Source organism: Serratia sp. D1N4 (assembly GCF_054552755.1).
The window spans coordinates 2,482,237-2,497,846 of the sequence record NZ_CM137274.1 but is presented as its reverse complement, the minus strand read 5'-3'; the positions used below and the strand labels follow the sequence as shown (position 1 = coordinate 2,497,846).

The following is a 15,610-nucleotide window of genomic DNA, read 5'->3' as shown; positions in this document are numbered from 1 at the left end:
TTAAATAACCGGCTTAATCGACGCACCGCGCCCAATACCATAATAAGTAAAACCGCGCGCCTGCAAACGTTCTGGGTCGAATAAGTTACGCCCATCGAAAATCACTGGCTGTTTCAACGCCTTTTTCATCACGTCAAAATCTGGTGCACGGAAATTCTGCCATTCAGTACAGATCACCAAGGCATCGGCATCCTGTAATGCGGCTTCTTTAGTGCCCATCAGCTTCAAGTCGGCACGTTGGCCGTAGATACGCTGTGCTTCGGCCATCGCTTCTGGATCATAGGCCTGTACAGAAGCACCTAATTCCCACAAGGTTTCCATCAGCACCCGGCTGGATGCCTCGCGCATATCATCAGTATTAGGTTTAAAAGCCAAGCCCCATAGCGCAAAAGTTTTCCCTTTTACGTCGTCACCAAAGTGACGCTTGATAAATTCAGTCAGCTTATATTTCTGCTGGGAGTTTACCTGTTCTACCGCCTGCAATATCTTCGGCTGATAACCAATGTGCTCTGCCGTGCGAATCAGCGCCTGAACATCTTTCGGGAAACAGGAACCCCCGTAGCCACAACCTGGATAAATAAAGTGATAACCGATGCGTGAATCCGAGCCGATACCCTGGCGCACTTTCTCGATGTCGGCACCCAACATTTCTGCCAGATTAGAAATTTCGTTCATAAAGCTGATTTTGGTTGCCAGCATGCAGTTTGCAGCATACTTGGTCAGTTCCGCACTGCGGATATCCATCAGAATCATGCGATCGTGATTGCGGTTGAACGGTTCGTACAGCTCACGCAGAGATTCGATAACCTCTTTATTATCCGTACCCAGAACAATACGCTCAGGACGCATGCAGTCAGCCACCGCCGCCCCTTCTTTAAGAAACTCCGGATTGGAGACCACATCGAACGTAATAGAACTGCCGCGTTTACGCAGCGTCTCGGTCATCACTTCACGCACTTTATCTGCGGTACCTACCGGCACGGTAGATTTATCAATCACGATTTTTGGCTCGGTCATGTATTCAGCAATAGTGCGTGCCACTGCGGTCACGTATTTGAGATCGGCTGAACCGTCTTCATCTGGCGGCGTTCCGACCGCAATAAACTGAATAGTACCGTGGGCAACGCCAGCTTGCGCATCGGTGGTAAAGTGCAAACGCCCGGCTTCGTAATTCTGTTGCACCAGTGGCGTCAGGCCCGGCTCAAAAATAGGGATATTCCCATTTTTGAGGTTCTCGACCTTTTTTGCATCCACATCAATACACATCACATCATGGCCCACTTCGGCCAACACAGCGGCTTGTACCAAGCCAACATAACCAATACCAAAAACTGTTACTTTCATTGGAAAATCCTAGTTTTTAAAAATTAAGACAATAAGCTATGAAATTATTTCTGTGCGCCGTTCACCAAATGTTTCAGCCACAGCGAGAATTCTTGCCCCAGGCTGGCATGGCGCAGACCATACTCAACAAAAGCCTGCATATAACCCAATTTATTGCCGCAGTCGTGACTCACACCTTTCAGATGATAAGCTTCAACACATTCTGTCTGCATCAGCATATCAATCGCGTCGGTGAGCTGAATTTCATCACCTGCCCCCGGCGGAGTCTTGGCCAACAGTGCCCAAATATCGGCAGAAAGCACATAGCGCCCCACAATCGCCAGATCAGACGGCGCTTCATCTGGAGAAGGTTTCTCAACCACGCTCACCATGGGCACGCTTTCGCCCGGTTGCAGTACTGCCCCCTGGCAATCGACTATGCCATAGTTTCCGACATCTTTATGCTGCACCGGTTCAACCATAATTTGGCTGATACCGGTCTGTTCAAAGCGCTGCAACATTTCATGCAGGTTGTCCTGCTGCAGATCTGCCCTGTATTCATCGAGGATCACATCCGGCAGCACGACGGCAACCGGTTCATCCCCCACCAACGGATAAGCACACATGATCGCATGACCAAGCCCTTTGGCAATCCCCTGACGCACCTGCATCACCGTGACGCCTTTTGGGCAGATGGATTGAATCTCATCCAGCAGTTGGCGTTTTACCCGTTTTTCCAACATCGCTTCCAGTTCGAAACTGGTATCAAAGTGGTTTTCAATAGAATTCTTAGAGGAATGAGTCACCAAAACGATTTCGTTGATTCCTGCGGCAATGCATTCATTCACCACATACTGAATCAACGGTTTATCAACCAGTGGCAGCATCTCTTTCGGAATAGCTTTAGTTGCTGGCAACATCCGAGTTCCTAAACCTGCTACGGGGATAACCGCTTTGCGAACTTTACGATCTAAAGCAGGCATTATTTCCTCTCCATAATACGAGCTCAAATTATGAACTTATGTTGCTATACAAAAAAACCCTCGAAGTATACCAGCTTAAACCGGCCGAGTATTACCCCAAAAACAAATAGTAAAGATTTAAGACTATTACCTAGCAGTGAAATTCTGAGGTTAAATAGACGTTTTGAATAGCAGAATGTAACAGGATAAGTGACTTATTGATGTTTTATTCAGCACTGAGCATTAAACGTAAGCGGCCACCGCTGCCCCACACCTGGCACTGCCAGGCCTCACAGCGCTGGCTGATCTGATTCAGATAGGTCGCACCCAGCGTGCCTAAAGGTATACCGGTACTTAACTGGATTTGATTATCCCCGGTATTCACCGTGGCATGCAAACCGGCCGAAACAAGAATCAGGTTTTTATATTCGGCGTGATAATAACCAACCAGCAGCGGGAATTGCCCTTCAAGCTTTCCTTGACGCAATAATTGATTAACTTGCTTTAACAGTGCTGACATTTGCGGCAAACGATGCTGTTGATTCGCTAAATGATCTTGCAACAATCCATTGAATAGTGCGCGCAATAACAAAGCGGCCAATACACCATTATCACCAGCACGCGTCACATCCAGACAATAAAAAGCCAGGTCATTATCTGACAATGCGGCAATATCCAGCACCAAACCCGGGCTTTCTGCCGCAGTCAACTGACGATAATTAATGCGGCACCCCGCAATGGTCTGCTGGACTGGCGGTTGTAACTGCTTAAGCAACCTCACCGCCTCTGAAGGATTCTTGCTCAGCGCATCCCAATCCTTGAATAATTCCACCTCTTCAATGGCCGGTGAAGTAAACATATTAGGATACAAACAAGCCAGTATCGCTTCACGCAAACGGTTCAGGTCGGTCAGCGGTTTTAACAACACATCCTGCACGCCCAGCCGCAATACTTTGGCAATGTCCGTCATTTTATCGGTAGCCGAAATCACCAGTACCGGGATTTGTATCCCTTGCAGACGCAGGTGCTCAACGAACTCAATACCGTTCATCTCCGGCATCGCCAGGTCGCACAGGATTAAATCAGGCTTCACTTCTTCAACCGCGCTCAGCGCCAACAAACCATTGGCCGCTTCACTGGTTTGCGCGCCCAACGATTTCAAATAGCCAACAAGCACCGAACGAAACACCTGTTCGTCCTCAACGATTAAGATGCGCTTGTTTGTCAGTGGTAATACCATCGGCAGAGCCTCTTCCCTTTTCATGATGTAATAGTGGCTCATAATGGTCACTTGTGCCTGCCGAAAGTCTCCCTGACAGCATAATTCCACCTTAAGAACCGGTAATTATTTATTTTTTATCAATGGAGCCAAAACATCTATCTGCTTCTCGACCGCCAACCGGCCGGCTTCAATCGCCTCGCTGGCGCGATGGAAATCCAGTGTGGATATCTGCGGGCAATAGGGTTGTATCAGAACATCCGGGGGATCGCTGGCCATACGAGTGCGTTTCACCCGATTTTCCAGCATCTGAATGGACGTGCTCATGATCTCCATGGCGGTCGGCGTAAAATTGGGCTTCTTCAGCATCACTTTATTGATACGATCTCGCAAGCGCCCACGCCAATTGCCTATCACCACATTATTCACATCTTCACTACTCGTGTCTTCACTCGTATTGTGCACCGAGAACAAATCCTGTTGCATCAGATGCGCATCATGTTGTAAATCCACCGCAATAACAATATCTGCACCCATCGCACGGGTCAGCGAAATCGGCACCGGATTCACTAATGCGCCGTCCACCAGCCAATAGCCTTCAAACCATACAGGAGCCAGCAAGCCTGGCATACTGCAGGAAGCACGAATTGCCTGCTGGATGTCCCCTTTGGTCATCCACAGTTCGCGACCGGTGCTGAGATTGGTGGTGACAGCACCAAATTTGAGCGCACAGTCGGCAAAATCATCAATCTTCAACAGTTGGCCAACCGCATTGAAGACGCGTTCGCCGCGCAATAAACCACCCCGCTGCCAGGTAAGATCCATCAACCGGATCACATCCCAGTAACTGAACGAACGCACCCAGTGCTCCATTGCTGGCAACCGATGGCTGGCAAACGCCGCACCCACTAACGCCCCTACCGAACAGCCGGCAACGATATCAATTTCGATCCCCCGTTTCCGTAACGCATTAATCACCCCTATGTGCGCCCAGCCCTTCGCGGCCCCAGCACCCAATGCCAGCCCGATTTTAATTTTCCGCATGACTTGCCGTCCTGTGCTCGCTGAATGAATTCAACCCTTAAACCTAGGGTACATTGTCACTGACGAATAATGTTAGGTAACATACGCACTGATTTTATTCTAGCTGTGGCTTTCGCCCACGCGAGCCAATCACTTTGAGGCGTTATGGTGACTGAATTATGCCCCTGCGGCAGCGGGCTCGAGTATAGCCTTTGTTGTGAACCTTTTATTTATGGTGACCAAGTTGCCCCTACACCGGGCAAGCTGATGCGCTCACGCTATACCGCCTATGTAAAACACTGCGCAGATTATCTGGTTGCAACCTGGCACCCGGACTGCCAGGCAGAAGCGTCGCGTAGTGCAATTATCAATAGCTTCAACAATACCGCATGGCTTGGACTGACGGTGGTTGAAGAACTCGCGGGTCACCACGCCGACGAAGGTTATGTCGAGTTTGTTGCCCGTTTCAGCGATGGCGCGGCCAAGCACAGTGCAATACATGAACGTTCGCGCTTTCTTCGCCTTGGGCAACGCTGGTACTATATCGACGGAATCAAACCCCAACCGGGTAGAAATGCCACTTGCCCCTGCGGTTCAGGCAAAAAATATAAAAAGTGCTGCGGGCAATGAGCCTGCGAGTTAAGTATCAGACAGGATCCACATACTTATGCCACACCAAAATGTACAAAGAAAAATTCTACGCACTATCTGCCCTGACGCCAAAGGGCTGATCGCCAAGATCACCAACATCTGTTACAAACATGAGCTGAATATCGTTCAGAACAATGAATTTGTGGATCACCTGACCGGTCGCTTCTTTATGCGTACCGAACTGGAGGGGATTTTCAATGATGCCACGCTGCTGGCAGATCTGGACGGTGCATTGCCTCAGGGTTCGGTGCGCGAACTGCACAGCGCAGGCCGCCGCCGCATCGTGGTGCTGGTCACCAAAGAGGCACACTGCCTGGGCGATCTGCTGATGAAAAGCGCTTACGGTGGTTTAGACGTTGAAATTGCTGCCGTTATTGGCAACCACACTACGTTGCAGACGCTGGTAGAGCGCTTTGATATTCCTTTCCATCTGGTGAGCCATGAAGGCCTGACGCGTGAGCAGCACGATCAGAAAATGGCTGAGCAGATCGATCAGTACCTGCCCGATTACGTGGTGCTGGCCAAATATATGCGCGTTCTGACGCCGGAATTCGTTCAGCGCTACCCAAACCAGGTGATTAATATTCACCATTCGTTCCTACCCGCCTTTATCGGCGCACGCCCTTACCATCAGGCGTATGAGCGCGGCGTGAAGATTATCGGTGCCACTGCGCACTATGTGAACGACAGTCTGGATGAAGGCCCAATCATCATGCAGGATGTGATTCATGTCGATCACACCTATTCAGCAGAAGATATGATGCGTGCCGGGCGCGATGTGGAGAAAAACGTTCTCAGCCGTGCGTTGTATCGTGTGCTGGCACAAAGGGTGTTCGTGTATGGCAACCGCACGGTGATCCTGTAGTTGTGCAAGAAAGCGGTGTCTTTCGTTCACGGAAACACCGCCAAGAATAAAAAAACGGCAAACGATTCATTTTCTTCATTTCAATGCTTTACACGAGCGCTTCATTTGATATGATGCGCCCCGCTTACCGAGACAGACGTTTCGCAAGCAAGGCCAGTGGTGGGGTTCCCGAGCGGCCAAAGGGAGCAGACTGTAAATCTGCCGTCACAGACTTCGAAGGTTCGAATCCTTCCCCCACCACCATCTTTCCTCTATCGACGTGAGTACCGTGAAAAACGGAGTCTCATCGAACACTGAGGGGAAGGATGAGAAGCTTCGACAAGGTTCGAGCCGAGCGCAGAGAGACAACGCGCTTCAGCGCGGTAATCCTTCCTTAGAAGCACTCAAGAAATTAAGCCAATTTCTTGCGAACACAGTTAGAAAATCCATGAAATACCCCTGGTGGGGTTCCCGAGCGGCCAAAGGGAGCAGACTGTAAATCTGCCGTCACAGACTTCGAAGGTTCGAATCCTTCCCCCACCACCATCCTTATATAATCCCCCAAAGACACCGTTAATAACGCAAATCCATATTTCTCTGTGCAAGGGAAGGATGAGAAGCTTCGACAAGGTTCGAGTCGAGCGCAGCGAGACAACGCGCTTTAGCGCGGTAATCCTTCCCACTCAGCGCTTAAGTCGATCCAACCAATGAATCCCCCACTTGAACTCCCGCCCACAATTCGCTATACCACTGGCTTCTTTAATGCAGTAAGGAACTGTGCATGCGTAACAATATCTGCGTTTTTTGTGGTGCCAGCGAAGGCATTAACCCGGCCTATGCTGAAAATGCGCGCAATCTGGGCCACGCGATTGCCACTCAGGGGCGGCGTTTGGTCTATGGCGGTGGTAAAAAAGGGCTGATGGGCATTGTCGCCGATGCGGTACTCGAAGCAGGCGGAGAGGTCATTGGGGTAATACCTGAGCGTTTGGTGGAGGCAGAAACTGCACATCGCGGCTTGACCAAGCTGGAAGTGGTGCCCGATATGCATACCCGCAAAGCGCGTATGGCCGAGTTGGCTGACGGGTTCATTGCCCTGCCTGGCGGTATCGGTACCCTGGAAGAACTGTTCGAAATCTGGACCTGGGGGCAGATCGGCTATCACAACAAGCCGGTCGGGTTACTGAACGTGAACGATTTTTACCGCCCATTGAGTGGTTTCTTACAGCAGGTCGCCGATCAAGGCTTCATGCGTCAAGACTACCTCAATACCCTGCATATCAGTGATTCAGCGCAGACACTGTTACAGCAACTCGATGATTATCAGGCTAAAAACTACGACCGTTGGGCCAAATAGTCCCTCTCTACCAGCGGCTACCCGCCGCTGGTCTGCGTTACCTTTCTGGCCAAATTCTGCTACTATCTGAACACATTTTTCTGATCAAAACGGCACTGCTCATGAAGTTTGTCTCTTTTAATATCAATGGACTGCGTGCACGTCCGCATCAACTGGCCGCCATCATTGAACAGCATCAGCCTGATGTGATTGGCCTGCAGGAAACAAAAGTTCACGACGACATGTTTCCGCTGGAAGAAGTGAGCCAGCATGGTTATCACGTATTCTATCATGGGCAAAAAGGCCACTATGGTGTCGCCCTGCTGACCAAAGATAAACCGCTTGCCGTGCGCCGTGGTTTCCCTACCGACGAAGAAGATGCCCAACGCCGCATCATTATGGCCGATCTGGCAACCCCACAGGGAACGCTGACGGTGATTAACGGCTATTTCCCGCAAGGTGAAAGCCGCGACCACCCGGTCAAATTTCCGGCCAAAACCCGTTTCTATCAGGATCTGCAAAGCTACCTGGAACAACAGCTTTCTGCTGAATCCCCGGTATTGATCATGGGCGATATGAACATCAGCCCAAGCGACTTTGATATCGGTATCGGTGAGGATAGCCGTAAGCGCTGGCTGCGCACCGGTAAATGTTCTTTCCTACCGGAAGAGCGTGAATGGATGCAGCGCCTGTTGGATTGGGGCCTAGTGGATACCTATCGTCACGCCAACCCCGAGCGCAGCGACGAATTCTCATGGTTTGATTACCGTTCACGCGGCTTTGATGAAAACCGTGGGCTGCGTATCGATCTGTTGCTGGCCAGCACACCGTTGGCGGCGCGCTGCAAGGCGACGGGGATTGACTATCAGATCCGTGGCATGGAAAAACCTTCCGACCATGCGCCGGTCTGGGCTGAATTTTCACTGTAATTTAATTCCCCGCCCCGTGTTTACAACGGGGCCTTACTGATAATCTGCATGAAAATCATCGATGTGGTCGCCGCCATTATTGAAAAAGACGGCAAAATCTTGCTCGCTCAACGCGATAAAAGTAGCGATCAGGCAGGCCTGTGGGAGTTCCCCGGCGGCAAGGTTGAACCCAATGAAGATCAGCCACAGGCCCTGGCCCGCGAGCTGCAAGAAGAGTTGGGCATTGTGGCCAGAGTGGGTCATTACGTTGCCAGCACGCAGTGGCAGCAAAGTGAAAGAATCATCCGCTTGCATGCCTGGCAGATTGAGACATTCAGCGGTGAGTTGCAAAAACACTGCCATTCGGCGTTTGCCTGGGTAACGCCATGGCAGGCGCGTGATTATCCTCTGGCCCCGGCGGATATCCCACTGCTGGAGAGCTATATCGCCACACTACCTCATAATGCATAAGGGGCACTAACGCCCCTATTTACAGAAAACCGCGCATCACCGGTGATTCACTCGCTTTTTTCTCGCGCCTTAGGAGCACTCTTTTTACGCTTTTTCGCCCCGGCAGCGGCAGGCGATGGCGGCAAACCACGAAACGCCATGCTGGCTCGGCTTTGTTTAGCCTGATAAATCAGCTCCTGCAGCGTGACTTCCAATGGTTGCATAAAGTCCTGATAGCGGCAGGATTTCTCGCTGATCTGCGTCAACGTGGACTCCCATTGCGCCGTCATGTCAGGCCGTGCCGCCAGATCCGGCAGAGAATGGATCAACGCCCGACCAGTTTCACTGGAATGGATATAGCGCCCTTTCTTGTAGAGAAATGCCCGTTTGAACAGTAATTCAATAATGCCCGCACGCGTTGCTTCCGTGCCCAAACCATCGGTTGCACGCAGGATTTTCTTTAAGGCTTTATCCTGAACAAAACGTGCAATCCCGGTCATGGCAGAAAGCAGACTGGCATCGGTGAACGGCCGCGGTGGCTGAGTCTGGCGTTCAACCACTTCGCCACGCTCGCACAACAGCTCATCATCTTTGGCGACCACCGGCAATGGCGCACCTTCGTTTTCCTCATCGCGCTCCTTGCTGCCTAACAGCGTGCGCCAGCCTGCCTCCGCCAGGAAACGCGCCTTGGCGATAAACTTGCCACCGGCGATATCCAGTTCGATCACACATTTACGGAACATCGCATCCGGGCAAAACTGCATCAGATACTGACGGGCCACCAAACCATAAACTTTCAGTTCGTCTTGGCTCAGGCTAGCTTTGCTGGCGCGGGCGGTTGGGATGATCGCATGGTGCGCATCCACCTTTTTATCATCCCAGCAGCGGTTGCGGCGTTCACTGTCGATCACTGGCTGCGGATAGAGATCCGGCTGATGCACGCTGATGGCATTCAACACTGCATGACGCCCGGCAAAATGCTCCTCTGGCAGATAACGGCTGTCGGAACGCGGGTAGGTAATCAGCTTATGGGTTTCATACAGGCGCTGGCAAATATCCAGCACCTGCTGGGCGCTGAGGTTAAAACGCTTGGCTGCTTCAATTTGCAGCGTGGAAAGGGAAAACGGCAACGGGGCAGTATCTGATTCCCGTTTATCATTATAGGAGGTCACCAGAGCGGGCTGGCCCTCAATACGTTTGACCACGTGCTCAGCCAGCGGCCGATGCAACAAGCGCCCTTCTTCGTCCTGATAAGGCTCACAGGAGTCACTCGGTTGCCACAGGGCGACAAAGCGCTCCTCTTTCGGCGTAACGATATGCGCTTTTACTTCGAAAAAGTCTTTCGGCACGAAGTTTTCAATCTCTTCGTCACGCCGCACCACCAGCCCCAACACCGGTGTTTGTACCCGCCCCACCGATAGCACCCCGTCATAGCCCGCATTGCGCCCCAACAGCGTGTATGCACGGGTCATATTGATGCCATACAGCCAGTCGGCACGCGCACGCGCCAGTGCAGATACGCACAGCGGGATAAAATCGCGGTTATCACGCAGCCGCTCGATAGCCCGCTCCACCGCCTGCGGGTTAAGATCGTTGATCAAACAGCGGCGCACGCTGTGGCGCTTTTCCGGCGACAGCGCCAGGTAATCCAGCACCTCATCAACCAGCAGTTGCCCTTCGCGGTCCGGGTCACCGGCATGAACCACTTCGTCCGCCTCCGTCAGCAGCCTTTTTATCGCATTTAGCTGCTTGCTGACCGAAGGACGCGGCTGCAACAGCCACTTTTGGGGGATAATCGGCAAGTCCGCCAGCGACCAACGCGCATAACGGCTGTCGTAAGCATCCGGCTGCGCCTGCTCCAATAAGTGGCCGACACACCAGGTCACCACATCGTTGCTGCCACAGGCAATATACCCATCACCCCGGCGATGGGGTTTAGGTAACACATCAGCAATGGCGCGAGCCAAACTCGGTTTTTCGGCAATAAACAGTCGCATTATTCACCGTTATTCTGGCTGTACGTCATCAAAAACTCTCTCACTTCAGCATAGTTACCACGGAAGATCATCCGCTGGGTTTTCTTCTCTAACTGATAGCGATACATCGGATCGTAATAGTGTTGCAACAGCGGCACCAACCATTGCTGGTGAGCATCGCTGTTACCCTGGGTTTGCTGCAACTGCAACGCCCACTCCAGCCATTGTGTCAGTTGCTGGAAACGCTCCAGCCCCAGGCGGCGGCGAATGGAAAACAGGCCGTGATGCAAATACTCAACGTATTTCTGCCAGCCTTCCTGTTCACCATAAGCGTGCTCGAAGGCAATGCGCATCTGATCGATGTATTCAGCCTGCAGGCGGGCCAAACGTACCTCAAACGGATCGTCGATCACCACCAAAGGCGCTTGCTGCATACCGTTGAACAACGTCAACGGTAGATTGTTTGAGCCAATAATCCGGCTTTCATCTTCCAGCACCCAATGGCGGCAACCATTATGCTGTTTTTTCAACATCAGTACGGCCAAACAATTCTCAAAATCAATCTGCGTTTGCTGTTCCACCAAGGTTCGGCCAAAAGACGAGCCGCGATGATGCGCCACACCTTCCAGATCAATACCTGCTTTCAGTTCATTGATCAGCAGTGTTTTACCACAACCGGTATTGCCCCCCACCACCACCATCGGCAGTACCGCGCAGGATTCTAGAGTCTCCAGCAGGAAGGTACGCAACGCCTTATAGCCACCGAGAACACGCGGATAATCCACCCCGGCTTCCCGTAGCCATTGCTGCACCAGTTGTGAACGCAAGCCACCGCGGAAACAATAAATATACCCCTGCGGCTGCCGGGCACATTGTGCGATCCAGGCTTGAGTGCGCTGTTCACGCAGTTGGCCATGAACCAGACGATGCCCGAGATCGATCGCCGCTTGCTGACCTTGCTGCTTGTAACAGGTACCCACCGCCTGGCGTTCGCTGTCGTTCATCAACGGCAGATTGATAGCGGAGGGGAATGCCCCTTGCTGAAATTCTATTGGCGCACGAACATCAATCAGTGGCACATCTTGCAGAAAAATACGCCGATAATCGTTGGTGTCCTGCCTAGTCTGCATAGTTGACACTAGGCAACCTCAATCAGCGGTTTACCCGGCTGAGCGGCGTGCAGTTCACCAATGGCCTTCAGCGTGATGCCATGGCGCGCAGCAATCGCCTGCACCTCGGCTTCGGCTTCCGGCAATACCGCCAGCAATAAACCACCAGAAGTCTGCGGATCGCATAATAACTGGCGCTGCAAGTCACTCATAGCACCGACCAGATGACCATAGCTGTCGAAATTACGGCCGGTTCCGCCGGGCACGCAGCCCTCACTGATATAACGCTCGATGTCAGGGAGTTTTGGCACCTGATCGAACCACACCGTCGCCTGCAATGCAGAACCCTGGCACATTTCACTGAGGTGCCCCAATAAGCCAAAACCGGTCACATCGGTCATCGCGGTGACACCCGCCACATCGGCAAAGTCCGCACCGGGCTTATTCAATTGACACATCACCTGCGTTGCCAGCCCTTGGTGCTCTGGCCGCAGTTTGCTTTTTTTCTCAGCCGTGGTCAGCACGCCAATACCCAGTGGTTTGGTCAGGAACAACTTCGTCCCAGCCTGGGCCGCACTGTTTTTCTTCACCCGCTCGGTGCTGACAATGCCAGTGACGGCCAAGCCGAAGATCGGTTCAGGTGCGTCGATCGAATGGCCACCAGCCAAAGCGATGCCCGCCTGCTGGCAGGCATAGCGCCCGCCGTCAATCACCTGCTGCGCCACTTCCGCTGGCAGTGTAGCAATCGGCCAGCCCAGGATCGCAATCGCCATGATCGGCTTACCACCCATCGCATACACATCGCTGATGGCATTGGTGGCCGCAATGCGGCCAAAATCAAACGGATTATCGACGATCGGCATAAAAAAATCCGTGGTGCTGATAATGCCAACACCATTGCCAATGTCGTACACCGCCGCATCATCACGAGTTTCATTACCCACCAGCAAACGCGGATCAACAAACTTTTCCTGTTCGCTATGCAGTATCGTTTCGAGAACTTTCGGTGAGATTTTGCAGCCGCAGCCAGCGCCATGGCTGTACTGGGTTAAACGGATGACCGACGATGCCATAAGTCCACTCCCTTTGGGTAACGAGCTTCAGAATATCACAATGGGGTATAGGGTAACGCTTGCCGAGGGGATTGATAAGAGCAGGCTGGCATTATGCCGTTAGCCTGCTCAGAAACAGTACAAAACTGCGGGATATCGCGCATTTTCTGCTAAAACCCTGCGGACAGGATCAGAAATAACGGACGAAAGAAGTGCTGTCTGGGGGCACCACTTTGGTGGCTGCTTTTAACTGTGGAGTGCCGAGATAAAGAAAACCCACGATCTCATCCAGCTCACGGCAGGCAAAAGCCTCACGCACCAGCGGATGCTCAGTCCAGGCACCGGTACGCCAGATGCCGTTGAACCCCTGTGCCAATGCCGCCATTTGCATCGCCTGTACGGCACAACCAGCGGAGATCACCTGTTCCCAACGGGGGACTTTCGGGTTTTCGCTACAGTGCGCCACCACGGTAATAATCAGCGGGGCGCGGAACGGCGCCTGTTTTGCTTTTTCGACGGCGGCCTCATCAAGGCCATCGTGCTTTGCTGCCGCCTGTAACAATTCACTAAAACGCTCCAAGCCCTGATTTTCGATCAGCACAAAACGCCACGGCTGCAATGCACCATGATCGGGAGCGCGTAACCCGGCATTGATGATATTCTGACGCACTTCGCCCGCTGGCGCAGGGGCCGCCAACCGTGACGCGGAACGGCGATTCAGTAAAAGATCCAGCGCATCCATTGTAAACTCCTGATAACAATTTTCATTTGGATCACGTTAACATAGCTCCACAGGGAGTTACAGCCTCTGCAATACTGTATATGACTCACGATTTAAAGCTGACATTTCTTCGGCCGCTCATTAGGATAGCGGAACATTCTCGACTCTTGTTGGAGAGCACATGCGCACATTGTGGCGATTCATTGCCGGTATTTTCAGGTGGACCTGGCGTCTGCTGAATTTTATCAGGGAATTTATCCTGAACTTATTCTTGATTCTGCTGATCCTGGTTGGGGTTGGCATCTATCTTTCTTTCCAAAGCAGCACCACTCCGGTAGAGACGCCCCGTGGCGCGCTGCTGGTGAACCTCAGCGGCGTCGTAGTCGATCAGCCATCGATGAACAGCCGCGTTCGCCAATGGGGCCGTGAACTGCTGGGGGCCTCTAGCAATCGTCTGCAGGAAAACTCGCTGTTTGACCTGGTGGACATGATTCGCAAGGCCAAAGACGACCAAAACATTACTGGCATGGTGTTGCAGTTGAATGACTTCGCCGGTGCCGATCAGCCCTCTCTGCAATATATTGGCAAAGCGCTGCGCGAATTCCGTGACAGCGGCAAACCGATCTTTGCGATTGGCGACAGCTACAATCAGACGCAATATTATCTGGCCAGCTATGCCAATAAGGTCTATCTGTCACCACAAGGCGTGGTAGATCTTCACGGTTTTGCGACCAACGGTTTGTATTACAAAGCCTTGCTGGAAAAACTGAAGATCACCACCAATATTTTCCGGGTCGGCACCTATAAATCCGCTGTTGAGCCACTGATCCGTAACGATATGTCTCCAGAAGCCCGCGAGGCCGACAGCCTTTGGGTCGGCGGTCTGTGGCAGAACTACCTGAATACCGTGGCGGCCAACCGCCAACTGACGCCGGAACAACTGTTCCCAGGGGCTGCGGCGATCCTCAGTGGCCTGCAAGCGGCGGGAGGCGATACAGCCAAGTTTGCGCTAGACAGCAAGCAGGTTGATGAGTTGGCATCCCGTACCGTGATTGAAGAGCAATTGGTTAAGGTCTTCGGCTGGGATAAGCAAAGCAATAATTTCAACGCGATCAGCATCTACGATTACCAACCAAAATCAGCGCCGGAGCAAGGGGGTGAAATCGCCGTCATCTTCGCTAACGGTGCCATTATGGATGGCCAGCAAACCCCTGGAACCGTGGGCGGTGATAGCACCGCAACGCAACTGCGCCAGGCACGTCTGGATCCCAAAATCAAAGCGGTGGTGTTCCGAGTGAACAGCCCCGGCGGCAGCGTGACTGCCTCTGAGGTGATCCATTCCGAGCTGGCTGCGGTGCGGGCGGCCGGAAAACCGGTGGTCGTCTCCATGGGCGGCATGGCTGCTTCCGGTGGTTACTGGGTTTCGACGCCTGCGGATTACATCATCGCCAGCCCGAGCACCCTCACCGGCTCTATCGGCATCTTTGGTATCATCAACACCTTTGAGAACACGCTGGACAGCATTGGCGTGTATACCGATGGGGTAGCCACCTCACCGTTGGCCGATCTGGCCGTTACCAAGGCTTTGCCCGCCGAGTTCTCGCAAATGATGCAGTTGAACATCGAGAACGGTTATAAGAACTTTATCAACCTGGTGGCTAAAGCACGGAAAATGACGCCAGAACAGGTTGATCAAATCGCTCAGGGTCACGTCTGGATTGGTAATGATGCCAAGAAAAATGGCCTGGTCGATCAATTGGGTGACTTTGATGATGCCGTGAAGAAAGCCGCTGAATTGGCCAAACTGCCACAGTGGCAGCTTAACTGGTTCGTGGATAACCCAAGCTTGGCGGATATGATCCTCAGCCAGTTTGGCGTTTCTATCCATGCGATGTTACCCGCCGCTATCCAGTCAATGCTGCCAGCGCCGTTGGCTTCCGTCGCTTTAGCGGTGAAAGATCAACCCGGCCTGTTTAATAATTTGAACGATCCGCAGCACCGTTATGCTCTCTGCCTAACCTGCGGAGAAGTTCGTTAAC

The 15,610-nt window shown here is 52.4% G+C and carries 14 protein-coding genes and 2 tRNA genes; 8 read left to right on the top strand and 8 right to left on the bottom strand.

Features of this window, described 5'->3' with window-relative positions:
* The 4 genes from ACX1CU_RS10875 to rssA all read right to left on the bottom strand — a co-directional run bounded on the left by ACX1CU_RS10875 (position 1) and on the right by rssA (position 4,548).
* On the bottom strand, positions 1-1,344 hold the full coding sequence (locus tag ACX1CU_RS10875) for a UDP-glucose dehydrogenase family protein (protein WP_459402554.1): 1,344 nt from the start codon (positions 1,342-1,344) through the stop codon (positions 1-3).
* A 44-nt stretch (positions 1,345-1,388) separates the two neighbouring features.
* Positions 1,389-2,306, bottom strand: coding sequence for a UTP--glucose-1-phosphate uridylyltransferase GalU (gene galU, locus ACX1CU_RS10870; protein ID WP_459402553.1), 918 nt, complete (start codon positions 2,304-2,306; stop codon positions 1,389-1,391).
* Positions 2,307-2,511: 205 nt separating this feature from the next.
* Positions 2,512-3,525, bottom strand: coding sequence for a two-component system response regulator RssB (gene rssB, locus ACX1CU_RS10865; protein ID WP_459402785.1), 1,014 nt, complete (start codon positions 3,523-3,525; stop codon positions 2,512-2,514).
* A 105-nt stretch (positions 3,526-3,630) separates the two neighbouring features.
* Positions 3,631-4,548, bottom strand: a complete 918-nt coding sequence (rssA, locus tag ACX1CU_RS10860; RefSeq protein WP_459402552.1) for a patatin-like phospholipase RssA — start codon at positions 4,546-4,548, stop codon at positions 3,631-3,633.
* Positions 4,549-4,695: 147 nt separating this feature from the next.
* Here rssA and ACX1CU_RS10855 point away from each other — a divergent pair, with 147 nt between their 5' ends.
* The 7 genes from ACX1CU_RS10855 to ACX1CU_RS10825 all read left to right on the top strand — a co-directional run bounded on the left by ACX1CU_RS10855 (position 4,696) and on the right by ACX1CU_RS10825 (position 8,734).
* Positions 4,696-5,157, top strand: coding sequence for a YchJ family protein (locus ACX1CU_RS10855; RefSeq protein ID WP_459402784.1), 462 nt, complete (start codon positions 4,696-4,698; stop codon positions 5,155-5,157).
* Positions 5,158-5,194: 37 nt separating this feature from the next.
* The gene (purU, locus tag ACX1CU_RS10850) at positions 5,195-6,043 is read left to right on the top strand and encodes a formyltetrahydrofolate deformylase (protein WP_459402551.1); all 849 of its coding nucleotides are present in this window, start codon (positions 5,195-5,197) and stop codon (positions 6,041-6,043) included.
* A gap of 158 nt (positions 6,044-6,201) precedes the next feature.
* Positions 6,202-6,286 (top strand) — tRNA-Tyr (locus tag ACX1CU_RS10845).
* A gap of 197 nt (positions 6,287-6,483) precedes the next feature.
* Positions 6,484-6,568: transfer RNA gene (locus tag ACX1CU_RS10840), tRNA-Tyr, on the top strand.
* A 235-nt stretch (positions 6,569-6,803) separates the two neighbouring features.
* On the top strand, positions 6,804-7,376 hold the full coding sequence (locus ACX1CU_RS10835; RefSeq protein WP_459402550.1) for an LOG family protein: 573 nt from the start codon (positions 6,804-6,806) through the stop codon (positions 7,374-7,376).
* A gap of 101 nt (positions 7,377-7,477) precedes the next feature.
* Positions 7,478-8,284, top strand: a complete 807-nt coding sequence (xthA, locus tag ACX1CU_RS10830) for an exodeoxyribonuclease III (protein WP_459402549.1) — start codon at positions 7,478-7,480, stop codon at positions 8,282-8,284.
* Positions 8,285-8,332: 48 nt separating this feature from the next.
* Positions 8,333-8,734, top strand: a complete 402-nt coding sequence (locus ACX1CU_RS10825) for a pyrimidine (deoxy)nucleoside triphosphate diphosphatase (protein WP_459402548.1) — start codon at positions 8,333-8,335, stop codon at positions 8,732-8,734.
* 47 nt (positions 8,735-8,781) lie between these two features.
* Here ACX1CU_RS10825 and ACX1CU_RS10820 read toward each other — a convergent pair whose 3' ends face one another.
* The 4 genes from ACX1CU_RS10820 to ACX1CU_RS10805 form a co-directional block, all read right to left on the bottom strand.
* Complete coding sequence (locus ACX1CU_RS10820) at positions 8,782-10,710, bottom strand: DNA topoisomerase III (RefSeq protein ID WP_459402547.1); 1,929 nt, start codon at positions 10,708-10,710, stop codon at positions 8,782-8,784.
* Positions 10,710-11,819 carry a tRNA 2-selenouridine(34) synthase MnmH gene (mnmH, locus tag ACX1CU_RS10815; RefSeq protein WP_459402546.1) on the bottom strand — a complete coding sequence of 370 codons (1,110 nt, stop codon included), beginning with the start codon at positions 11,817-11,819 and terminating at the stop codon, positions 10,710-10,712. Before mnmH ends, ACX1CU_RS10820 begins: the two co-directional genes overlap by 1 nt.
* A gap of 8 nt (positions 11,820-11,827) precedes the next feature.
* Positions 11,828-12,871: a selenide, water dikinase SelD gene (selD, locus tag ACX1CU_RS10810; protein WP_459402545.1), complete on the bottom strand. Its 1,044-nt coding sequence runs from the start codon at positions 12,869-12,871 to the stop codon at positions 11,828-11,830.
* Between the two features lie 169 nt (positions 12,872-13,040).
* Positions 13,041-13,592 carry an NAD(P)H nitroreductase gene (locus ACX1CU_RS10805; RefSeq protein WP_459402544.1) on the bottom strand — a complete coding sequence of 184 codons (552 nt, stop codon included), beginning with the start codon at positions 13,590-13,592 and terminating at the stop codon, positions 13,041-13,043.
* A 160-nt stretch (positions 13,593-13,752) separates the two neighbouring features.
* Between ACX1CU_RS10805 and sppA the strand changes: the two genes are divergently transcribed.
* Positions 13,753-15,609 carry a signal peptide peptidase SppA gene (gene sppA / locus ACX1CU_RS10800; RefSeq protein ID WP_459402543.1) on the top strand — a complete coding sequence of 619 codons (1,857 nt, stop codon included), beginning with the start codon at positions 13,753-13,755 and terminating at the stop codon, positions 15,607-15,609.
* Position 15,610: the final 1 nt, after the last annotated feature.